Genomic DNA, 22,683 nt, shown 5'->3' with positions numbered 1-22,683 from the left:
GAAATCAGTCGAACCGGCGCATCGCGCTGATCGCGAGCACGAGCTCTCCCGCCTCGTCGGTGGCGTCGCAGTCGACGACACCCTCGATCACCCAGTCGCGGTGCCCCTCGGGGTCGGCCAGGGTCTGCACGACCCGGCGGACACGCGCACGCGTCCCCTCCTCGGCCCCCACCGGCTCGCCGGTCTCCTCTGGCCCCACCTGCAGGTAGGAGGGTCCCCTCGCCTCGGCATCGGTCCCGACGCGCTCGTGCTCGTCGTAGTAGGCCCCGATGGCCTCGTCCCAGGCGGAACGAGTCATCTCCACCGCACGCGGCGGCTCGAACCGGTCAGCTGCATCGCGCTCCAGGCGCATCAGCGCGTCGAGGTCGTCGCGGGCGACGCCCTGGACCCGCGCCCACATCGCGTTGCGGATCATCACCCCGAAGGCCCGCTCGCGCAGGCTCAGGGGCCGCGGACTGGTCGGAGGTTCGTGGTGGGCGACGTTCCCCGGCACGTGGGCGGGGTCGGAGAGCGCCTCCCACTCGTCGATCAGCGAGGAGTCGGTCTGACGCACGACCTCGCCCAGCCACTCGACCAGGCCCTCGAACTCCTCGGTGTGGTGCGACTCCGGCACGGAGTGGCGCAGCGCCCGGTAGGCGTCGGTGAGGTAGCGCAGCAGCAGCCCCTCGGAGCGCGCCAGCTGGTAGCGACCGATGAAGTCGGTGAAGCCCATGCCCTGCTCGTACATCTCGCGCACGATCGACTTGGGCGAGAGCCCGTCCTCGGGCAGCCAGGGGTGCGTCTGGCGGTAGGTCTCGTAGAGGGCGCCGAGCAACGGGGCGAGCGGTTGCGGCCAGGTGATCTGGTCGAGGAGCGCCATCCGCTCCTCGTACTCGATCCCGTCGGCCTTCATCTCCGCGACCGCCTCGCCGCGAGCGGAGTACTGCTGGGCGAAGAGGATCTGGCGCGGCGCCTCGAGCACGGCCTCCATCACCGAGACGAGGTCCAGGACGTAGCTCTCCGACTCCTCGTCGAGCACCTCGAGCGCGGCGAGGGCGAAGTGGCTCAGCGGCTGGTTGAGCGCGAAGTCGGACGGCAGCGTCGTGGTCAGCACGTAGCGGCGACCGAACTCGTCCACCTCGTCGAGGCGGGTGAGCACGCCTGTACGCACGAGGCTGCGCGCCAGGCGCAGCGCCCGCCGCGACAACCTCAGCTGGCTCTTGCGGTCCTCGTGGTTGTCGTTGAGGAGACGCCTCAGGACCGCGAAGGCATCCTCCTCGCGCGCGACCACGTTGAGGATCATCGAGTTGTCGACCTTCATCCGGCTCTGGAGCGGCTCGGGACGCCCCTCCACGAGCTTGGTGAAGGTCTGCTCGGTCCACACGACCGTGCCCTCGGGGGGCTTCTTGAGCTGGGCCTTCGACTTCTTCTTGGGGTTGGCGGCGTTCTTGGCCTCGGACTTCGCCTTGGCCTTCTCGTTGTCGATGACGTGCTCGGGCGCCTGGACGACGACGTAGCCGGCGGTGTCGTAGCCGGCGCGGCCGGCACGCCCGGCGATCTGGAGGAACTCGCGGCTGCGCAGGATGCGCTGGCGGTTGCCGTCGAACTTGGCCAGCCCGGTGAAGAGCACGGTGCGGATCGGCACGTTGATGCCGACGCCGAGGGTGTCGGTGCCGCAGATGACTCGCAGGAGTCCTGCCTGGGCGAGCTGCTCCACGATGCGGCGGTACTTGGGCAGCATGCCGGCGTGGTGCACGCCGATGCCGGCCTTGAGGAGCTTGGAGAGGGTCTTGCCGAAGCCCGCCCCGAAACGGAAGTCGTGCAGCCGCTCGTTGATCTCCGCCGCCTGGGGCGACTTGCCCAAGGGCTTGAGCAGCGAGGTGGCGTGCTCCACCGCGGCGGCCTGGGTGAAGTGCACGACGTAGATCGGTGACTGGTTGGTCTGCACCAGCTCCTGGAGGGTGTCGTCGAGGTGCTCCACCGACCAGCTGAAGTGCAGGGGCACCGGCCGCTCGGCGTCGTCGACCAGGGCAGTCTCGCGGCCGTTGCGACGCGTCAGGTCCTCGCGCAGCTCGGTGGTGTCGCCCAGCGTCGCCGACATCAGCAGGAACTGGGCCTGGGGCAGCTCGAGGAGCGGCACCTGCCAGGCCCAGCCGCGGTCGGGCTCGCCGTAGTAGTGGAACTCGTCCATCACCACGAGTCCGACGTCGGCCCGCTCCCCCTCGCGCAGCGCGATGTTGGCGAGCACCTCGGCGGTGCAGCAGATCACGGGGGCGTCAGGGTTGACCGAGGCGTCACCGGTGAGCATGCCGACGTTGTCGGCCCCGAACGTCTCGCAGAGGGCGAAGAACTTCTCGCTCACCAACGCCTTGATCGGCGCCGTGTAGAAGGAGACCCGGTCACTGGCCAGGGCCACACCGTGCGCGGCCTCGGCGACGAGCGACTTCCCCGACCCGGTGGGGGTGGCCAGGACGACGTTGCTCCCCGAGAGGAGCTCCATCACCGCCTCCTCCTGGTGCGGGTAGAGCGTCAGCCCCTGCTCGTCGGTCCAGGTGGTGAAGGCGTCGTAGAGCCCGTCGGCGTCACTCGCACCCTCCCACCAGGCGTTGGTCCCCATCAGCCACGCGCCCTGGGGTGCGCCGTGGCGAAGACCTCGCGCAGGCTGTCGACGGTGACGAGGGTGTAGACCTGCGTCGTCGTCACCGAGGCGTGGCCCAGGAGCTCCTGCACCACGCGTACGTCGGCGCCGCCGTCGAGGAGGTGCGTGGCGAACGAGTGGCGCAGGGTGTGCGGCGAGACGTCCTGGGTGACGCCTGCGCGATCAGCGGTCTTCACCAGGACCGACCACGCGCTCTGGCGCGAGAGGCGCCCGCCACGGGCGTTGAGGAAGAGGCCCGGGGTGCCCTTGCCCTGGCTGACCAGCTCGGGCCGGCCGCGGGTGAGGTACGCCTCCACCGCCTCGCAGGCGTACGACCCCACCGGCACGATGCGCTCCTTGCTGCCCTTGCCGCGCAGCAGCACGGTGCGGTCGACGAGGTCGACGTCGTCCACGTCGAGCCCGACGGCCTCCGAGATGCGGGCGCCGGTGCCGTAGAGAACCTCCAGCAGGGCACGGTCGCGCAGTGCCAGGACCGTGCCGGGCGCGCCGGCGGCGTCGAGGATCGCCTCGACGTCCGAGAGCGGCAGCGCCTTGGGCAGCCGCTTGGCCTGGCTGGGCGGTCGTACCGCCGCAGCAGGGTCGACGGCCGTCAGACCGTCGCGCAGGGCGAACTTGTGGAACCCGCGCACGGCCACCACCGTGCGGGCGGCCGAGCTCGCGCCCAGCGGCGGGTGCTCGGAGTCGCCCTCGCGCAGGTGCGACAGGAAGGCGGTGACCACCTGCTCGCTGACCTCGTCGAGCCGGGAGATCCCCTGCCCGTCGAGGAAGTCGAGGTAGCGCCTCAGGTCGCGGCGGTACGACGACAGCGTGTTGTCGGCGAGCCCCCGCTCGACGCTGAGGTGGTCGAGGTAGGTCCGGACTGCGCGCGTGACGTCCGCCGTCACAGCTCGCCCCGGCGGCGCAGCACTTCGTACGCCAGCACGGCCTGGACCAGTGGGCCCTCACGTACGTCGCCGCGCAGCACCGCCTCGAGGAGGTCGTCGAAGGGAGCCCACAGGGTCTCCATCTCCGCCTCCTCGTGGGCCAGCTCGAAGTCACCGCGTGACACGTGGCTGAGACCGCGCGCCAGGAAGATGTCGTGGGTCTCGCTGAGGATCCCGGCCGAGGGGTAGGTGCTGAGCAGCAGGCGCCACTCGCTGGCGGCGAGCTCGGCCTCCTCGCGCAGCTCGCGCCGTGCCGTCTCCAGCGGGGGCTCACCCTCGCTGTCGCGCACACCCGCCGGGACCTCGACGAAGACGTGCTGAGAGGTGTGTCGGTACTGCCGGAGCAGGAAGACCCGCTCGTCCTCGTCCACCGCGAGCACCATCACCGCACCCGGGTGGCGCACCGCGATCCGGCTGAACTGCTGCTCGGGGTGGCCCGGTCGGCTGACCTGGTCCTCGGTGACCGTGACCACCCACGCGTCGGCGTGCAGGACCCGGGAACTGTGCACCGGCCAGGACGCGGGCCGGTCCGCCAGTTCCTCGGTCACGCTCAGGCGTCCTGGTCGACGGGGATGCGCATTTCCTTCTGGCGGGCAAGGGCGGCACCGACCAGACCGGCGAAGAGCGGGTGCGGGCGGGTCGGGCGCGACTTGAGCTCCGGGTGCGCCTGGGTGCCGATGTAGAAGGGGTGCACCTCGCGCGGCAGCTCGACGAACTCGACCAGGTCGAGGTCGGGGTTGACGCCGGAGATCACGAGACCAGCCTCCGCGAGCTGGTCGCGGTAGGCGTTGTTGACCTCGTAGCGGTGGCGGTGACGCTCCTCGACCATCTCGCTGCCGTAGAGGTCACGAGCCAGCGTGCCGGCACCCAGCTTGGCCGGGTAGGCGCCCAGGCGCATCGTGCCGCCGAGGTCGCCGCCGCCGTGGACGATGGACTTCTGCTCCTCCATCGTCACGATCACCGGGACCGGGCTGTCGGGGTCGAACTCGGTGGAGTCCGCACCTTCCAGGCCCAGGACGTTGCGGGCGTACTCGATGACCATGCTCTGCAGGCCCAGGCACAGACCCAGGACCGGTACGCCCTGGGTGCGGGCGAAGGTGAGCGCACCGAGCTTGCCCTCGAGGCCGCGGATGCCGAAGCCACCCGGGACGCAGATGCCGTCGACGTCACCGAGGTTCTTGCGCGCCCCTTCGGGGGTCTGGCACTCGTCGCTGGCCACCCAGCGGAGCTTGACCTTGGCCTCATGCGCGAAGCCGCCGGCACGCAGCGCCTCGGCCACCGAGAGGTAGGCGTCGGGGAGGTCGATGTACTTGCCGACGATGGCGATCGTGACCTCTTCCTTCGGGTGGTGCACCCGGCGGAGCAGGTCGTCCCAGCGCGTCCAGTCGACGTCACGGAAGGGAAGGTCGAGGCGGCGCACGACGTAGGCGTCCAGGCCCTCGGAGTGCAGCACCTTGGGAATGTCGTAGATCGACGGCGCGTCGGCACAGGTCACGACGGCCTCGTCGTCGACGTCGCACATGAGCGCGATCTTGCGCTTGATGCCGGTCGGGAGCTCGCGGTCGGCCCGGCACACGATGGCGTCGGGCTGGATGCCGATGTTGCGCAACGCGGCGACGGAGTGCTGGGTCGGCTTGGTCTTCAGCTCGCCCGAGGGACCGATGTAGGGCACCAGGGAGACGTGGATGAAGAAGCAGTTCTCGCGGCCGATCTGGTGGCGGACCTGGCGGGCCGCCTCGAGGAACGGCAGCGACTCGATGTCGCCGACGGTGCCACCGATCTCGGTGATGACCAGGTCGATGCCCTCGCCACCCATGGCGAGGATGCGGTCCTTGATCTCGTTGGTGATGTGCGGGATGACCTGCACGGTGTCGCCCAGGTAGTCACCGCGACGCTCCTTGGCGATCACCGACGAGTAGACCTGACCGGTCGTCACGTTGGCGATGGCGTTGAGGTCGGTGTCGAGGAAGCGCTCGTAGTGACCCACGTCCAGGTCGGTCTCGGCTCCGTCGTTGGTGACGAAGACCTCACCGTGCTCGAACGGGTTCATGGTGCCGGGATCCACGTTGAGGTAGGGATCCAGCTTCTGCATGGTCACCGACATCCCGCGCGCCTTCAGCAGGCTGCCCAGACTCGATGCCGTGAGCCCCTTTCCGAGGGAGGAGACGACGCCTCCGGTGACGAATACGTGCTTGGTGGCGTTACGACTCTTCACGGGCTTCAATGCTACCCGAGAGGGACCGTTCCGTCCGCACCTCCGGCGCCGAAGCTTCCGCCCTGCGTGTCGTACGACCTCGCCAGGGCCACCACGGCGGCCACCTGACCGGCTGCGGTCTCGGCTCCGTCGACGCTCGTGGCGTCACCCAGGCCGTCGTCCTCGCGCAGGCGGTCGAGCTGCTGCCCCTCGTCGGCGGTGGGGGCTGCGACCACCAGGCCCCGGGCCTGGCTGGCCATGCCGGTGAGGAGACCACCGAGGATGGCGTCGGCCCCGTCGCCGGTGACCTCGTCGCCGAGCACGACGAGAACCAGCGGCGCACGCCCGCTCGGGTCGTCCGCGGCGTCGAGGAGGTTGGCGCCGCGCAGGCCCTCGGCCACCGCCGTGCTCTGGGGCGTCGAAGCCACCGACTTCTCACCCGAGTTGGCCAGGCTGAAGCCGATCAGCTCGCCGGCCCGCTCGTAGGTGCTGGCGCCGTCGGTGACGGCGCCATCGGGGAGCTGCGCCATGAGCTGGCTCCCCAGGGTGTCCACGAGCGACTTCTCGCCCTCGTTGACGAGACTCGAACCGATGGACTGGGTGACGGTCACCTTGCCGCCGGCAGCAGCGATGCGCTCGGTGAGTCCTTCGACGACCTTCGCGTCCGCTCCGGGCAGCGTCACGACGGCCACCTCACGGTCGGACAGGCGGCTGCCCAGCAGCGTGGCGGAGACGTCGTCGGCGAAGGACTGGCCGAACTCCGCCTCGCTGCGGGCCTGGGAGGCGTCGGCGCGCAACGCCTCGGCGTCCTCGGTGCCGCGTCCCACCTCGCTGAGCGGTCCGCCTCCGAGCACGACGCCGACGGCGAGTGCGAGGAAGACGGCCACGAGGGTGACGACATGGGTACGGAACGAGATCACTGGAACATCCCCTGGAGCTGGTCGAAGAGTGAGGAGAGCTGACTGGTGAGGGCCTCGGCCCACTCCTGGCCCACCGGCGTGGTGCCGACGGCGGCGGCAAGGGCGACGAGGCCCGCGACCGTGACGGCCAGCAGGTGGCGCGGGCGGACCCGACCGGAGTAGAGCGTGGGCACGGCGGTGGCGTCGACGAGCCTCGGACCGACCTTGAGTCGGGTGAGGTAGGTCGAGGCGAGTCCGGCCCGCTGCCTGTCGAGGAACTCGTCGAGGGTGGCGTGCATCCCGACCCCGATGATGACGCGGGCGTGCTGGGAGTCGGCGAGGATCAGCGCCGCGTCCTCGGTGGTGGCGGTCGACTCGAAGAGCAGCGGCGTCACCCCGAGCTGGGTGAACCGCTCCCCCACGTGCCGGTTGGCGCCGCGGTCGACGCGCAGGACGACGTCACGGGCGGCCTTGAGGGTCTTCGGGTCGGGCAGCTCGTCGTCCCCCGCGTCCGCCGAGACGACCACGACATCGGGGCGCAGCCCTGCCTGGCGGATCGCGTCGGCGCCCCGGTCGACGCCCACGAGCACGGGACGGTGGTCGGCCACGAAGCGGCGTACGGCAGCGAGCTCGTTGACGTAGTCGCGGCCGGGAACGACCACGACGACCGGGCGGTCGGCGATGACGGTGCGCGGGACGGGCACGCCCTGCCCGTGCAGCAGGACGTCCTGCTCGCGTCGGAGGAACTCGGTGCTGTTGTGCGTGAAGCTCTCGAGCTGGTGACTGAGGCCGGCACGGGCCTCCTCGACGAGCTGGCGTACGACGTCGGGGCCGAGCAGGCGACCGGAGAACGCGCGTCCCTCGCCGACGTGGACGGTCTCCCCGTCCACGCGCACCGTGTCGCCGTCCTTCACGCTGGCGAACAGCGTGTCGCCGAGCTGGTCGACCATCAGCACCCCGGCGTCGGCCAGGACCTGTGGCCCCAGGTTGGGGTAGCGACCGGAGATCATCGCGGAGGCGTTGAGCACGGCCACGACACCGGAGTCGACCAGGGCCTGGGCCGTGGCACGGTCCAGGTCCAGGAGGTCGATGACGGCGACGTCTCCCGGAACCAGCCGGCTCAGGAGGGCCCGGGCGCGACGGTCGACCCGGGCGGTACCGCGGGTACCGGGCAGGTCGGGGGCAGGGCGGGTTCTGGAGGCAAACTTCATGACCCGTCCATGGTTCCAAACTGCGGGGCGCTGACCGCGCACCCTCCCGCGTTCAGCGAGTCGCGCGGGCTGCCTCGATCAGCTCCCGGGCGTGCGCCAGGGCCGTGTCGGAGTCCTCAAGACCGGCCAGCATGCGACTGAGCTCACGCTCACGCTCGTCCTCGGCCAAGGTCACCAGGCCGGACGTCGTCACGCTGCCGTCGCTCGACTTCGCGACCACGATGTGACGGTCCGCGAAGGCGGCGACCTGCGGCAGGTGGGTGACGACCAGCACCTGGGCGTTGCGGGCCAGGGTCGCGAGGCGCCGGCCGATCTCGATGGCGGCCTTGCCGCCGACGCCGGCGTCGACCTCGTCGAAGACGAAGGTGGGCACGGTGGTGGTGGCGGCGAGGACGACCTCGACGGCCAGCATCACCCGCGACAGCTCACCGCCGGAGGCCCCCTTGTCGAGGGGGCGCGGGTTCATCCCGGCGTTGGCCGCCAGCAGGAACTCGACCTCGTCGAAGCCGTGCACCGTGCCGCGGAGGTGGCGCCCGTCGACGTCGACCACGGGACCGGACTCCTCCCCGGGCGCGGGAGTGACCTCCTGCTGCGTGACGGAGATCTGGAGCGTGGCGTGCGGCATCGCCAGCAGCGTCAGCTCATCGCTGACGGCTGCACCGAGTCGGGCAGCGGCAGCGGTGCGCAGCCGGGTGAGTTCGGCGCCCAGACGCGCCACCCGCGCCCGGGCCTCGGTACGCGCGACGCGCAGCTCCTCGATCCGACCGTCGGTGTCGTCGAGCTGGGTGAGCCGCTGGACCGCCTCGGAGCTCCATTCCAGGACCTCGTCGATGGTCTCGCCGTACTTGCGGGTGAGCGCGATGAGGGCAGCGCGACGTTCACTCACCGCGGCCAGCCTCAGGGGATCGGTGTCCAGCTTGGAGGCGTAGGAGGCGACGTCCGCCCCGAGGTCGGAGAGGAGGTAGGTCAGCTCGGCGAGACGGTCCGCCAGGTCTGCCGCCTCCGGGTCGTGCTCGCGTACGCCCTCGAGGGCGCCCCGCGCCGCTGCTGCGGCGCCCAGGGCGTCGGAACTCCCCTGGTCCGACGAGAGGGCCTCACGTGCGGTCTCGGCGGCCACACGCAGCGTGTCGGCGAAGCCCAGACGGGTCTCCTCCGCCGCCAGCGCGACGTCCTCGCCAGGCTCTGGCGACACCTTCTCGATCTCCTCGAGGGCGAAGCGCAGCTGGTCCGCCTCGCGGGCGCGCTCGCGGGCGCTGCTGACGACGTCACGCAGCTCGCGCTCCACGCCAGCGAGGTGGCGCCAGGCGTCGGCGAACTCGCCCGCCACGCTGGCGACCTCGTCGCCCCCGAACCGGTCGAGGGCCTCGCGCTGGGCCGTCGCCCTGAGCAGGCGGTGCTGGTCGGACTGGCCATGGACTGCGACGAGCGGCTCGGCCACCTGGGCGAGCTTGGCGGCCGGGACCCCGGCCCCTCCCACCCATGCCCGTGAGCGCCCCTCGGCGGAGATGTTGCGGGCGAGCACGACGCGGCCGTCCTCGACCTCGCCTCCGTGCTCCTCGACCTGGGTCACGAAGTCGCCCAGGCCGTCGGTGACGACCACGCCCTCGACCCGCGCGTTGGCGGCGCCACGACGCACGGCCCCGCTGTCGGCACGACCGCCCAGGAGCAGCCCCAGCGCGGTGACGACCATCGTCTTGCCGGCACCGGTCTCACCCGTGATGACCGTGAACCCGGGGCCGAGCTCGAGTGTCGAGGAGTCGATCACTCCGAGCTGACTGATGCGGATCTCTTCAAACAACGGTGTCCTCCGTCGGCTTCGTGGCGGACTGGACGTCCTCGGCGGCGCGACGCCGGCGCTCGGCCGAACCGCGCCACCCCTCGATCGAGAGTCCGAACTTGGCGACCAACCGGTCGGTGAACGGGGCCTCGTGCAGGCGTACGAGGCGCACCGGGCTGGCGCCGCGCCTCACCTCGATGCGGGCTCCCGGAGGCAGGTCGACGGCACGTCGTCCGTCGCACCACAGCACTCCGGAGCTCTCGTTGCCTGCCAGGACCTCGACGACCATCACCGAGGTGGGGGCGACGACCATGGGTCGCGCGAAGAGCGCGTGGGCGCTGATCGGGACCATGAGCAACGCCTCGACGCCCGGCCACACGACCGGGCCGCCGGCGCTGAAGTTGTAGGCGGTCGACCCCGTGGGGGTGGCGCACACGACGCCGTCGCAGCCCCACCGCGACAGCGGACGCCCGTCGATGCCGACGACGACCTCGAGCATGCGCTCGCGCGCCGCCTTCTCGACGCTCGCCTCGTTGAGGGCGAAGGTGCTCGTGACCAGCTCCTTGCCCTGGTAGACGTCGACGTCGAGGGTCAGCCTGTCCTCGATCGTGTAGCGGCGGTGGGCGATGGCCTCGATGGTGGTCTCGACGTCGTCGACCTCGGCCTCCGCGAGGAAGCCGACGTGGCCGAGGTTGACGCCCAGGAGTGGGGTGCCGCTGTGGTGGGTGTACTCCGCGGCCCGCAGGATCGTCCCGTCACCCCCGACCACGAGGGCGACCTCGCAGTCATGGCCCACGTCCTCGCCCTCGGGGACGACCTCGAGCACGGGGTCGTGGTCGGTGGGGACGACACCGAGCTCGTGCGCCTGGGTGTCGATCAGCCGGACGACCATGCCATGGCCGGTCAGGGCGACGATGAACTCGAGCGCCACCTCACGGGCGGCCTCGCGTCCGGTGTGGGCCAGCAGCAGGACTCGCCGCGGCACGCTGTCGTGGGTCACGGTCCCACCTTCTCACCCGAGTCGCCCCAGGTGGCGGAGCGTTCCACCTCGGCGCGGATCTCCTCGGCGCCCACGGCGGCCTCGCCGCGGCGCAGCAGCAGGAAGAACTCGACGTTGCCCGAGGGCCCCGGCAGTGGACTGGTCGTCACGGCCACGGCTCCCCAGCCCCGTTCGGCGGCGGCCCGGGCGACCTCCGCGACGGCCTCGGCCCGCAGGTCGAGGTCACGCACCACCCCGCCCTTGCCCACCCGGTCCTTGCCGACCTCGAACTGCGGCTTGACCATCAGCGCCAGGGCGCCGTCAGGGGCCATGACGGAGAGGAGCGCGTCGAGCACCAGCCTGAGGGAGATGAACGAGAGGTCTCCCACCACGAGGTCGACGGGCTCGCCCACCTGGTCGAGACTGAGGTCGCGGATGTTGGTGCGGTCGAGCACGAGCACCCGGTCATCGTTCTGGAGGCGCCAGATCAGCTGTCCGTAGCCGACGTCGACGGCGACGACCTCGCGTGCTCCCGCGCGCAGCAGCACGTCGGTGAACCCTCCGGTCGACGCGCCGGCGTCGAGGCACCTCTTGCCCTCGACGGTGAGGCCCTCGCCGGCAAAGGCCTCCAGCGCACCCAGGAGCTTGTGGGCACCCCTCGAGGCGTAGTCCGGACGGTCGGGGTCGTCGGCCACGACGATCGCCACGTCGGTGGTCACCCCGGTGGCGGGCTTGGTGGCCACTGCCCCGGAGACCTTCACCCGTCGTTGGGCCACCAGCGTGCTGGCGTGCTCGCGGGAGCGGGCCAGTCCCCGCCGGACGAGTTCCTGGTCGAGGCGCAGACGGCGCGGAGGCACAGCCCGGTCACCGCCCCGCGACGTCGCGGGTGGGGTCGGCGTCGAGGGCGCGCCGCAGCTCGTCGTGCACGCGTTCGAAGACCCGGACACGCTCCGCGATCGGGAGGGTGCCGACGGACTCGACCTCCGCGAGCGCCCGGTCCACCGACGGCACGCCCGTACGCTCCGAGGCGGCCGCAGTCGCCGTCTCCTCACCCTCGTGGTGCTCCACCGGAGCCGCAGGTGGCCTCTCTTCGCTCATGCGACGAGGTTACCGGGCAGCACGGACGAATCAGCTCGGCGGCACGAGGCTGTTGACGAGCACCGGTCGTCCTGTGACGTCCCTGTGGCTCCAGGCCGCCCCGGCCACGGCTCGCCACCAGTCGTCGGGGTCTCCCCCGCCCTCCACGACGAGCTGGTCGTCGGGGCCGACCAGCGCCGACCACCCTGCACACCGGGCACCGCCGGAGAACCCGCGCGGCAGGTCCCCGCCCTCCAGGAGGACAGGGGCGGGATGCGGCACGAAGAGACCGTCCAGCGTGCTGGCGATGTAGGTCGGACGCTCGTGCGGCTCGGCGGCCACGACCTCGGCGAGACCACTGACCCCGGTGAGCACGAGCAGGGTGTCGACACCGGCGTTGGCTCCGCCCTCGATGTCGGTGTCCAGCCGGTCCCCCACCATCAGCGGCCGCTGGCCTCCGACGCGCTTCACGGTCTCGTCGAGCAGCGGCCGCGCAGGCTTCCCAGCCACCGTGGGCGTACGCCCCGAGAAGCGCTCCAGCATTTCCACCTGGACTCCGTGCCCGGGAGCCAGCCCGAACCCCGTCGGGAAGCTGAGGTCGGTGTTGCTCGCGACCCAGGGCAGGCCCTCCTGGATGCGTACCGCCACCCGCATCAGGTCCTTCCAGACCACGTCCGGACCGAATCCGGTCACGACTCCCACGACATCGGGATCGGCCGGGTCGAGAACAGCGACCAGCCCGACCTCCTCGAGGGCGCGGACCAGGCCAGCGGCACCGAGCACCAGGATGCGAGCCCCGGCCCCGTGCCGCTCGGCGAGCACGCCGGCCGCGGCCTGCGCCGAGGTCACCACGTCGTGCGCCTCGGCTGGTACCCCCAGGTCGGTGAGGTGCTCGGCCACGGTCTCGGCCGTGCGCGAGGCGTTGTTGGTCACGAACGCCACGTGGACGCCCTGTTCACGCAGGCGATGAAGCGCCTCGGGGACGCCCGGGACTGCCGTGCCACTGATGTAGACGACTCCGTCCAGGTCCAGCATCACCAGGTCGTGACTGTGGGCCAACGCCGTCGTGGACTCCTGCAACAACTGATCCTCCTTGGCCGCGCCTGCACGACGGGCCCTACGATGCTTCGATGCACGAGAACGGTGACACTCCCACGCCGGACGTCGAGATCCCCGCGTCACCAGCGCACCCGGTCGAGCTGCGACCGTTCCGGGGCGTACGACTGTCGCCGCAGAAGGTGGCCAACCCGTCCACTGCCCGTGCTTTCGCCCGACCTTACCGCGACGTGGCGACCCGCCTGTCGCGCTGGCAGGACGAGGGCCTGGTGGAGCTCGACCTCGAACCGGCCCTCTACCTGCACGAGTACTCCGTGCACGGCATGACCATCCGCGGGCTGGTGGGAGGGCTGCAGCTCTCGACGCGCGCCACGCACCACGACGAACGTTCCGTCTTCGCCCACGAGGCCATCCACCCGGAGCAGGCCGACGAGCTGGCCGCCCGCATGTACGAGATGGGCATGAACCCCGGGCCGATCCTCCTGGTGCACCGCGGCCCTGCCACCGTCCGCGCCCTGCAGCGCCGGGTCATGGAACGGCAGCCCGACCACGCCTACACCGACCGCAGCGGCCAGGAGCATCGCCTCTGGCGGATCACTGACGAGGCCCAGCTGCAGACCATCGCCGAGGGACTGTCCGACTCCCGGTTCATGATCGCTGACGGACATCACCGCTACGCGGCGTACCTCCGCCTCCAGGAGATGCACCCGGGCACTCCTTGGGACCGCGGACTCACCATGGTCGTCGACCAGGAGGACACCCCGTTCTTCCTCGGCCCGATCCACCGGACCTTCAAGCGACGCAGCCTCCTGGCGCTCAAGACTGCCGCGGCCTCTGTCTCGGCTACCACCCGAGAGGTGACGGAGACCGAGGCACTGCGTGCCCTGGGGCCGAAGACGCTCGTGGCCACCGACGGACGTCGTTGGATGGTCATCGACCTTCCCGAGGGTCCTCGCACGAGCGCCGTGGAGTTCCTGCACCAGCGCCTGCTGCCCACCGCCGGCTCCGACGACGTCGTCTACCACCACTCCGTCGAGGAGGCGATCACCGCGGCGACGGCGTCGTACGTCAGCGTCCTGCTGCCCGCTCCCGACTACTCGCTGCTCGACCGCGCCATGGAGCGGGGCCACCTGCTCCCCGAGAAGGCCACGTCGTTCCAGCCCAAGCCGAGCCTGGGCGTCCTCATGCGTTCCGTGGACTCGGAACTGATGGCACCGCCCAGCAACTAGGCGTTCCCTGCATGGACCGGGGAGACCTGCGCACCAACACAGGCACTTTCCACGGGCGCGGCGGGTGGCAGCCCCCTCCTTGATCGAGTACAAGATCAGGAACGGGAAATGCCCACCAGGAGCGAGTTGCCGATGACGCCCAGAAAGCACGAGGTCTGACATGGCCACGAGGACTGACATGAGTGATCTCCCTCCGCCTCGTGCCAAGGGGAACGTCATCGCGGCGACCGCCGTGGCCGCCGGCGTCGCCGCGGCGGCACTGGCCGCGTACGCCTTCCTGGGACCCGGCGATGACACCCCAGGATCCGACGCGGTACCTGCCCCTGATGCCAGCTTGGAGGAGTTCGCCACCGCAAAGGTCGCCACCGTGCCTGGAGCACGGCTGGCCGGGGACGACGACGTCCTTGTTCTACCGGCTTCCGAGGCCGGCGCGACTGAAGGGACGCCCTTCCCGGTCGGGCAGGTCGGTCCCCTGGTGAAGCTGCCAGCGAACTCCTACGAGACGCTCAAGGCCTGGGACGACGAATCTTCCGAACGCGCGAAGGGCGAAGTCGCAGGGCTGATGGTCGCAGACCGCGGGCAGGCCTACTTGGCCTGCACGAGGTGGCCGGGACAATCTGGCTGCACGGTGTCGGTCGGACACCTGGAAGATGACACCTTCATCTACGACTTCGGGCTCGGATCCGACGCCTTCCAGGCGCAGGGTTCGGAGATGGAAGTCTTCACGATCCCCCAGTACTCCCCCGAGGGCACACGCACTCTCGTCATCGCAGGGAGTCCGGCCTCGGCGCAGAGCGCCGACATCGTGCTGGACGACGGGACGCGACAGCCCGCGATCCTCACCCGCGCAGTCGGACTGCCCACCGGGGCGATCTTCTTCGCGGTCACCACGGCGGCTCCGACGAAGGTGGTGACCTACGGCGCCGACGGCCACGTGATCGAGGACCACACACTGCGGACGTGCGCTGAGGGCGAGAACTGCGAAGTGCGATAGCTGGCTGGCTTCGCGTCGATGTCGTAGATGTAGCCCGCGAGGTGGGCCACCACCTCGTCCACAGCTGCTGAGCCGGCCTCGTGCGACCGTCTCTGGGCCACCGGAAATGACGAGAGCCCCACCGGACAACCGGTGGGGCTCTCGTCATCAACACTGCGACTGATCCACGCAGGGGACTCACGTCACCGTGTTGCGGGGAAATGCAGAAGAGGGAGCACTCTCACGTGGGGTGCTCCCTCTTCTGTGAAGGAATGTCCGGCGGCGTCCTACTCTCCCACGACCTCTCGGTCGCAGTACCATCGGCGCTGAAAGGCTTAACTTCCGGGTTCGGGATGGGACCGGGTGTTTCCCTTTCGCTATGGCCGCCGTAACTCTTGCGATACACCCACCCCGATCAAACGGGGCCTGTGGTGTACCAAGCCATATGTGTATCCAGTTGTGGAACTTGTCCAGGCCAACACGGGTGTGTTGTCTGGGAACTGGTTAGTGGACGCGTGCGGTCTTCGCAACATGTGTTGCGTTGAGTGGTTTTGTACGGTGTTGGGACAAGCCCTCGGCCTATTAGTACCGGTCGGCTAGGCATTACTGCTGTACACCTCCGGCCTATCAACCCAGTGTTCTGCTGGGGGCCTTAACCACTCAAGGTGGTGGGAAACCTCATCTTGAAACATGCTTCCCGCTTAGATGCATTCAGCGGTTATCACTTCCGAACGTAGCCAACCAGCCGTGCCCCTGGCGGGACAACTGGCACACCAGAGGTTCGTCCACCCCGGTCCTCTCGTACTAGGGGCAGCCTTTCTCAAGTTTCCAACGCGCGCGGCGGATAGGGACCGAACTGTCTCACGACGTTCTAAACCCAGCTCGCGTGCCGCTTTAATGGGCGAACAGCCCAACCCTTGGGACCTACTCCAGCCCCAGGATGCGACGAGCCGACATCGAGGTGCCAAACCATCCCGTCGATATGGACTCTTGGGGAAGATCAGCCTGTTATCCCCGGGGTACCTTTTATCCGTTGAGCGACGCCGCTTCCACATGCCGACGCCGGATCACTAGTTCCGACTTTCGTCCCTGCTCGACATGTCTGTCTCACAGTCAAGCTCCCTTGTGCACTTACACTCGCCACCTGATTGCCAACCAGGCTGAGGGAACCTTTGAGCGCCTCCGTTACATTTTAGGAGGCAACCGCCCCAGTTAAACTACCCATCAGGCACTGTCCCTGATCCGGATTACGGACCTAGGTTAGACATCTAGTACGACCAGAGTGGTATTTCAACGTTGACTCCACAAACACTGGCGTGAATGCTTCACAGTCTCCCACCTATCCTACACAAGCCGAACCAAACACCAATACCAAACTATAGTAAAGGTCCCGGGGTCTTTCCGTCCTGCCGCGCGTAACGAGCATCTTTACTCGTAGTGCAATTTCGCCGAGTCCATGGTTGAGACAGCGCCCAAGTCGTTACTCCATTCGTGCAGGTCGGAACTTACCCGACAAGGAATTTCGCTACCTTAGGATGGTTATAGTTACCACCGCCGTTTACTGGGGCTTAAGTTCTCAGCTTCGACTTGCGTCTAACCGGTCCCCTTAACCTTCCAGCACCGGGCAGGAGTCAGTCCGTATACATCGTCTTACAACTTCGCACGGACCTGTGTTTTTAGTAAACAGTCGCTTGGGCCTGGTCTCTGCGGCCATCACCGCTGCCACTCGAAAAGAGTTTGACGGATCCGGCCCCCCTTCTCCCGAAGTTACGGGGGCATTTTGCCGAGTTCCTTAACCATGGTTCACTCGATCGCCTTAGTATTCTCTACCTGATCACCTGAGTCGGTTTGGGGTACGGGCGGCTCATAGCTCGCTAGAGGTTTTTCTCGACAGCATAGGATCATCCACTTCACCACTAATGGCTCCCCATCAGGTCTCAGACATACAGACGGCGGATTTGCCTACCGTCAGTCCTACACCCTTAGCCGTGGTCTACCATCGCCACGGTTGGACTACCTTCCTGCGTCACCCCATCGCTTGACTACTACTGGATCGGTTCCCGCGCTCCACACACACGTCCTCACCCCGAAGGGATCAGATCACGGCGCTTCGGACGGTTAGCATCACCAGCCTCGTCATGGGCGCTACTTCGCCGGTACGGGAATATCAACCCGTTGTCCATCGACTACGCCTGTCGGCCTCGCCTTAGGTCCCGACTTACCCAGGGCAGATTAGCTTGACCCTGGAACCCTTGATCATTCGGCGGAAATGTTTCTCGCATTTCATTCGCTACTCATGCCTGCATTCTCACTCGTGTGGCCTCCACGGCTAGATCACTCTGCCGCTTCACTGCCCACACGACGCTCCCCTACCCATCCACACACCTGGACCACGAAGGCCTAGCTTAATATGTGAATGCCATAGCTTCGGCGGATGACTTGAGCCCCGCTACATTGTCGGCGCGGAATCACTTGACCAGTGAGCTATTACGCACTCTTTCAAGGGTGGCTGCTTCCAAGCCAACCTCCTGGTTGTCAATGCGACTCCACATCCTTTTCCACTTAGTCACCGCTTAGGGGCCTTAGCTGATGGTCTGGGCTGTTTCCCTCTCGACTACGGAGCTTATCCCCCGCAGTCTCACTGCCACGCTCTCACTTACCGGCATTCGGAGTTTGGCTAACGTCAGTAACCTTGTAGGGCCCATCGGCTATCCAGTGCTCTACCTCCGGCAAGAAACACGTGACGCTGCACCTAAATGCATTTCGGGGAGAACCAGCTATCACGAAGTTTGATTGGCCTTTCACCCCTATCCACAGGTCATCCCCTCAGTTTTCAACCTAAGTGGGTTCGGTCCTCCACGCGGTCTTACCCGCGCTTCAACCTGCCCATGGATAGATCACTTCGCTTCGGGTCTAGAGCGTGCAACTGAATCGCCCTATTCGGACTCGCTTTCGCTACGGCTTCCCCACACGGGTTAACCTCGCTACACACCGCTAACTCGCAGGCTCATTCTTCAAAAGGCACGCCGTCACAAGAACAAGTTCTCGCTCCGACGGATTGTAGGCACACGGTTTCAGGTACTATTTCACTCCCCGCCAGGGGTACTTTTCACCTTTCCCTCACGGTACTTGTCCGCTATCGGTCACCAAGGAGTATTTAGGCTTAACGGGTGGTCCCGCCAGATTCACACGGAATTTCAGGGGTTCCGTGTTACTTGGGGTGACGCTCCAGAGACACACACTTACACGTACGGGGCTATCACCCTCTACGGCCAGGCTTTCCAACCTGCTTCGGCTTCGCGTGTGTTTTCTTACTCTGTACCACGCCGGCAGACGTGATCGAGCGGCCCCACAACCCCATGACTGCAACCCCTGCCGGGTATCACACAGCCATGGTTTGGCCTCTTCCGATTTCGCTCGCCACTACTCTCGGAATCACTGTTGTTTTCTCTTCCTGTGGGTACTGAGATGTTTCACTTCCCCACGTTCCCTCCACTCACCCTATGTGTTCAGGTGAGGGTAACTGGACATGACTCCAGCTGGGTTTCCCCATTCGGACACCCCCGGATCACAGCTCGGTTGCCAACTCCCCGGGGCTTATCGCAGGCTCCTACGTCCTTCATCGGCTCTTGGTGCCAAGGCATCCACCGTGTGCCCTTAGTAGCTTGTCTCAACAACGTCAGAACAACTCAACGCGTCAACACATACATTTACTGCTACAAAGACCAACCACCACACCACAATCAGGTGCGATGGCTCATTTGCTTATTGCACATCCATGCTCCACCACCAGCCACACCCAACCCCTCCAACGAGGAACCAGGCGAACCAATCGTGAGCATGGGATGCTCGCGTCCACTATCCAGATCTCAAACAACAACCCCACCAACCCCATCCACCAGGCAACAACCCGGCATCAGGCGAAGGAGGCCAGAAGAACCAACCACCACACCCTCAGGTGCGATCGTTCGATCCTTCAGGACCCAACAGCGTGTCACGACCCTCCCCCTACCCACCAACTGCTCACTTTCCACACACACCCCCCGAAGGAGACATGCCGTACTGAGAACAACTGGTCGACCAGGTTCAAGCCATTCATCGACGATTCCACTAGTGAGACACCACCATGCGCACCCATACATTCGATGGGCGTCGGGGTGTGTGCTCCTTAGAAAGGAGGTGATCCAGCCGCACCTTCCGGTACGGCTACCTTGTTACGACTTCGTCCCAATCGCCAGCCCCACCTTCGACGGCTCCCTCCACAAGGGTTGGGCCACCGGCTTCGGGTGTTGCCGACTTTCGTGACGTGACGGGCGGTGTGTACAAGGCCCGGGAACGTATTCACCGCAGCGTTGCTGATCTGCGATTACTAGCGACTCCGACTTCATGGGGTCGAGTTGCAGACCCCAATCCGAACTGAGACCGGCTTTTTGGGATTCGCTCCCCCTCACGGGATCGCAGCCCTTTGTACCGGCCATTGTAGCATGCGTGAAGCCCTGGACATAAGGGGCATGATGACTTGACGTCATCCCCACCTTCCTCCGAGTTGACCCCGGCAGTCTCCTATGAGTCCCCACCATTACGTGCTGGCAACATAGGACGAGGGTTGCGCTCGTTGCGGGACTTAACCCAACATCTCACGACACGAGCTGACGACAGCCATGCACCACCTGTACACCGACTAAAAGGGGCTCTATCTCTAGAGCTTTCCGGCGTATGTCAAACCCAGGTAAGGTTCTTCGCGTTGCATCGAATTAATCCGCATGCTCCGCCGCTTGTGCGGGCCCCCGTCAATTCCTTTGAGTTTTAGCCTTGCGGCCGTACTCCCCAGGCGGGGCGCTTAATGCGTTAGCTGCGGCACGGAACCCATGGAATAGGCCCCACACCTAGCGCCCAACGTTTACGGTGTGGACTACCAGGGTATCTAATCCTGTTCGCTCCCCACACTTTCGCTCCTCAGCGTCAGGTAATGCCCAGAGAACCGCCTTCGCCACCGGTGTTCCTCCTGATATCTGCGCATTTCACCGCTACACCAGGAATTCCGTTCTCCCCTGCATACCTCTAGTCTGCCCGTATCGGAAGCAAGCTCAGAGTTAAGCCCTGAGTTTTCACTCCCGACGCGACAAACCGCCTACGAGCCCTTTACGCCCAATAATTCCGGACAACGCTCGCACCCTACGTATTACCGCGGCTGCTGGCACGTAGTTGGCCGGTGCTTCTTCTGTAGGTACCGTCACTTGCGCTTCGTCCCTACTGAAAGAGGTTTACAACCCGAAGGCAGTCATCCCTCACGCGGCGTTGCTGGATCAGGCTTTCGCCCATTGTCCAATATTCCCCACTGCTGCCTCCCGTAGGAGTCTGGGCCGTGTCTCAGTCCCAGTGTGGCCGGTCACCCTCTCAGGCCGGCTACCCGTCGAAGCCTTGGTGAGCCATTACCTCACCAACAAGCTGATAGGCCGCGAGCACATCCTCCACCGCCGGAACTTTCCACCCCCAACCATGCGGAAGGGAGTCATATCCGGTATTAGCCACCGTTTCCGGTAGTTATCCCGAAGTGAAGGGCAGATTACTCACGTGTTACTCACCCGTTCGCCGCTCGTGTACCCCGAAGGGCCTTACCGCTCGACTTGCATGTGTTAAGCACGCCGCCAGCGTTCGTCCTGAGCCAGGATCAAACTCTCCATTGAAAAACAAACCCCACCAGCAAACTGGAGAAAAAGAGAGCCACATCCATGACAGAACAAACCCCGACAATTTACGTTGTCAGAATTCATTGTCAAAGAAACCATCAACACACTCCCGAAGAAGTAGTGCCGACGGGGCATTCAAACTAATTCGTCGACTATGACACACTGTTGAGTTCTCAAGGATCAAACGCACCCAGCTTCCACCCCCGAAACCTCGGGACCTTCTTGCTGAGACAACCCGACCAAACTTACTTGGTCTGACCGACTCCGTCAAACTGACCGGACCCGTTCGTTCGGCCACCACACCAGGCTCCCTCAGATCCGGACCTTCTGGCCCGGGAGGGCGTCCCTTGCGGCGACAAGAAGAACATTAGCCCAGCCCCGACCACCACGCAAAACCGGGGGGTACCCCCCACACAAAACCGCAGGTCAGAGGCCACTTGTCTGCTGCTGAGGGCTCTGGCGTCGTCCGGACGACGCTTTCGCGCCCTGCTCTGATGGGCGTCCCTGAGGACCCCACTCCCCCGAAATGACGTCGTCCCCACCGGCACCTGGCCAGTGGGGACGACGTACGAGGAACGGGTGCGACGGGGCGCCGTCCTCAGACGAGACGGTTGCGCAGCGCCCTGGCGCGCTCGCGTGCCTCCGCGAGCTGCTCGGCCACCCGCACCGGGGCGGTGCCCCCGCGGCCCGTGCGGGCGCCGACGGAGCCCTCCACGGTCAGGACCTCACGCACGGCCGGCGTGAGCGCCGGGTTGATCTGGGCGAACTGCTCGTCGGTGAGCTCGTGGAGCTCGATGCCGTTCTCCTCGCACACCCGCACGCAGGCACCCGCCACCTCGTGGGCGATCCGGAAGGGAGTGCCCTCACGCACCAGCCACTCCGCGATGTCGGTCGCCAACGAGAACCCCTGGGGAGCGAGCTCAGCCATGCGCTCGGTGTGGAAGGTCAGCGTGGCCACCATCCCGGTGAAGGCCGGAAGGAGCACCTCGAGTGTGTCCACCGAGTCGAAGACGGGCTCCTTGTCCTCCTGCAGGTCGCGGTTGTAGGCCAGGGGCAGTGCCTTGAGCGTGGCCAGCAGACCGGAGACGTTGCCGATCAGACGTCCAGCCTTGCCACGCGCCAGCTCGGCGATGTCGGGGTTCTTCTTCTGCGGCATGATGCTCGACCCCGTCGACCAGGAGTCGTGGAGCGTCACGAAGTCGAACTCGCGGGTCGACCAGAGGATGACCTCCTCCGCGAGGCGGCTCATGTCGACACCCACCATGGCCGTCACGAAGGCGAACTCGGCCACGAAGTCACGAGCGGCGGTGCCGTCGATCGAGTTGGCCGACGAACCGGTGAAGCCCAGCTCGGTGGCGACCGCCTCGGGGTCGAGCCCGAGGGTTTGCCCGGCGAGGGCGCCCGAGCCGTACGGGGAGTCAGCGGCCACCCGCGCGTCCCAGTCGGCCAAGCGGTCCACGTCCCGCAGCAACGGCCAGACGTGGGCGAGCAGGTGGTGCGCCAGCAGCACGGGCTGGGCGTGCTGCAGGTGCGTACGCCCCGGCATCACGGCGTCACCCGCGGCAGCGGCCTGCTGGGTCAGGGCGTCGACGAGGTCCAGCACCTGCCCGCTGAGCACCCGTGCGTGGTCGCGCAGGAACATCTTGAAGAGCGTCGCCACCTGGTCGTTGCGGCTGCGGCCGGCACGGAGCCGCCCGCCCACCTCGGCGCCGACCTCGTCGATCAGCAGGCGCTCGAGCGCACCGTGGACGTCCTCGTCGGAGACGTCCGGCACCAGGGTGCCCGCGGCGTACCGCTCCCCCAGCACGTCGAGCCCACGCAGGAGCTCGGCGTGGTCGGCGTCGGACAGCAACCCCGCACGGTGGAGCGCGTTGGCGTGGGCCCGGGAGCCCGCGAGGTCGTACGGCGTCAGGCGCCAGTCGAAGTGGGTCGAGCGCGACAGCGCCTCCAGCTCCGGCGACGGACCGCCGGCGAAACGACCACCCCAGAGCTTGCCCTGATTGGTGGTGCCCTCGTTCTCGCTCACTTCTGCTCCTT

At 67.0% G+C, this 22,683-nt stretch carries 14 protein-coding genes and 3 rRNA genes; 2 read left to right on the top strand and 15 right to left on the bottom strand.

The genetic code is table 11. The annotated features are described in order from the left end of the window. Window positions 1-4: 4 nt before the first annotated feature. Genes FCL41_RS07300 through FCL41_RS07250 form a run of 11 tightly spaced genes read right to left on the bottom strand, consistent with a single transcriptional unit; the run spans window position 5 to window position 12,880 of the window. Entirely contained in the window at window positions 5-2,596 is a 2,592-nt protein-coding gene (locus FCL41_RS07300) for a DEAD/DEAH box helicase (protein WP_137065425.1), read from the bottom strand. Next, window positions 2,596-3,522, bottom strand: coding sequence for a site-specific tyrosine recombinase XerD (xerD, locus tag FCL41_RS07295; RefSeq protein WP_137065424.1), 927 nt, complete (start codon window positions 3,520-3,522; stop codon window positions 2,596-2,598). Before xerD ends, FCL41_RS07300 begins: the two co-directional genes overlap by 1 nt. After that, on the bottom strand, window positions 3,519-4,109 hold the full coding sequence (locus tag FCL41_RS07290; protein WP_137065423.1) for an NUDIX domain-containing protein: 591 nt from the start codon (window positions 4,107-4,109) through the stop codon (window positions 3,519-3,521). The genes xerD and FCL41_RS07290 overlap by 4 nt, the downstream gene beginning before the upstream one ends. 2 nt (window positions 4,110-4,111) lie before the next feature. Continuing rightward, window positions 4,112-5,776, bottom strand: coding sequence for a CTP synthase (locus tag FCL41_RS07285; RefSeq protein WP_137065422.1), 1,665 nt, complete (start codon window positions 5,774-5,776; stop codon window positions 4,112-4,114). Between the two features lie 11 nt (window positions 5,777-5,787). Continuing rightward, window positions 5,788-6,675 carry a copper transporter gene (locus tag FCL41_RS07280; RefSeq protein ID WP_170970214.1) on the bottom strand — a complete coding sequence of 296 codons (888 nt, stop codon included), beginning with the start codon at window positions 6,673-6,675 and terminating at the stop codon, window positions 5,788-5,790. Further along, on the bottom strand, window positions 6,672-7,865 hold the full coding sequence (steA, locus tag FCL41_RS07275) for a putative cytokinetic ring protein SteA (protein WP_137065420.1): 1,194 nt from the start codon (window positions 7,863-7,865) through the stop codon (window positions 6,672-6,674). Before steA ends, FCL41_RS07280 begins: the two co-directional genes overlap by 4 nt. A 52-nt stretch (window positions 7,866-7,917) precedes the next feature. After that, the gene (gene recN / locus FCL41_RS07270) at window positions 7,918-9,663 is read right to left on the bottom strand and encodes a DNA repair protein RecN (RefSeq protein WP_137065419.1); all 1,746 of its coding nucleotides are present in this window, start codon (window positions 9,661-9,663) and stop codon (window positions 7,918-7,920) included. After that, window positions 9,656-10,642, bottom strand: coding sequence for an NAD kinase (locus tag FCL41_RS07265; protein WP_137065418.1), 987 nt, complete (start codon window positions 10,640-10,642; stop codon window positions 9,656-9,658). Before FCL41_RS07265 ends, recN begins: the two co-directional genes overlap by 8 nt. Continuing rightward, window positions 10,639-11,478 (bottom strand): TlyA family RNA methyltransferase, encoded by an 840-nt coding sequence (locus FCL41_RS07260; protein WP_137065417.1) that lies wholly within the window; start codon window positions 11,476-11,478, stop codon window positions 10,639-10,641. Before FCL41_RS07260 ends, FCL41_RS07265 begins: the two co-directional genes overlap by 4 nt. Window positions 11,479-11,485: 7 nt before the next feature. Beyond that, on the bottom strand, window positions 11,486-11,719 hold the full coding sequence (locus FCL41_RS07255) for a hypothetical protein (RefSeq protein ID WP_137065416.1): 234 nt from the start codon (window positions 11,717-11,719) through the stop codon (window positions 11,486-11,488). Window positions 11,720-11,749: 30 nt separating this feature from the next. Next, the gene (locus tag FCL41_RS07250; RefSeq protein WP_338088675.1) at window positions 11,750-12,880 is read right to left on the bottom strand and encodes an HAD-IIA family hydrolase; all 1,131 of its coding nucleotides are present in this window, start codon (window positions 12,878-12,880) and stop codon (window positions 11,750-11,752) included. Between FCL41_RS07250 and FCL41_RS07245 the strand changes: the two genes are divergently transcribed. Beyond that, window positions 12,829-13,983: a DUF1015 family protein gene (locus FCL41_RS07245; RefSeq protein ID WP_137065415.1), complete on the top strand. Its 1,155-nt coding sequence runs from the start codon at window positions 12,829-12,831 to the stop codon at window positions 13,981-13,983. The two genes, FCL41_RS07250 and FCL41_RS07245, sit on opposite strands and share 52 nt — an antisense overlap. Window positions 13,984-14,161: 178 nt before the next feature. Then, entirely contained in the window at window positions 14,162-14,977 is an 816-nt protein-coding gene (locus FCL41_RS07240; protein ID WP_137065414.1) for a hypothetical protein, read from the top strand. A 253-nt stretch (window positions 14,978-15,230) separates the two neighbouring features. On the opposite strand, the gene rrf is transcribed toward FCL41_RS07240, so the two are convergent. From rrf to argH, 4 genes are all read right to left on the bottom strand, one after another. Further along, a 5S ribosomal RNA gene (gene rrf, locus FCL41_RS07235) occupies window positions 15,231-15,347 on the bottom strand. 171 nt (window positions 15,348-15,518) lie between these two features. Continuing rightward, a 23S ribosomal RNA gene (locus FCL41_RS07230) occupies window positions 15,519-18,627 on the bottom strand. A 501-nt stretch (window positions 18,628-19,128) separates the two neighbouring features. After that, window positions 19,129-20,643: ribosomal RNA gene (locus tag FCL41_RS07225) — 16S ribosomal RNA — on the bottom strand. Together the 16S, 23S and 5S rRNA genes form the textbook arrangement of a ribosomal RNA operon. Window positions 20,644-21,244: 601 nt before the next feature. After that, window positions 21,245-22,672, bottom strand: a complete 1,428-nt coding sequence (gene argH, locus FCL41_RS07220; protein WP_137066831.1) for an argininosuccinate lyase — start codon at window positions 22,670-22,672, stop codon at window positions 21,245-21,247. Window positions 22,673-22,683 lie beyond the last annotated feature (11 nt).

Source organism: Nocardioides jishulii (assembly GCF_006007965.1).
GTDB lineage: Bacteria > Actinomycetota > Actinomycetes > Propionibacteriales > Nocardioidaceae > Nocardioides > Nocardioides jishulii.
This window is presented reverse-complemented; position numbering and strand designations above follow the sequence as displayed.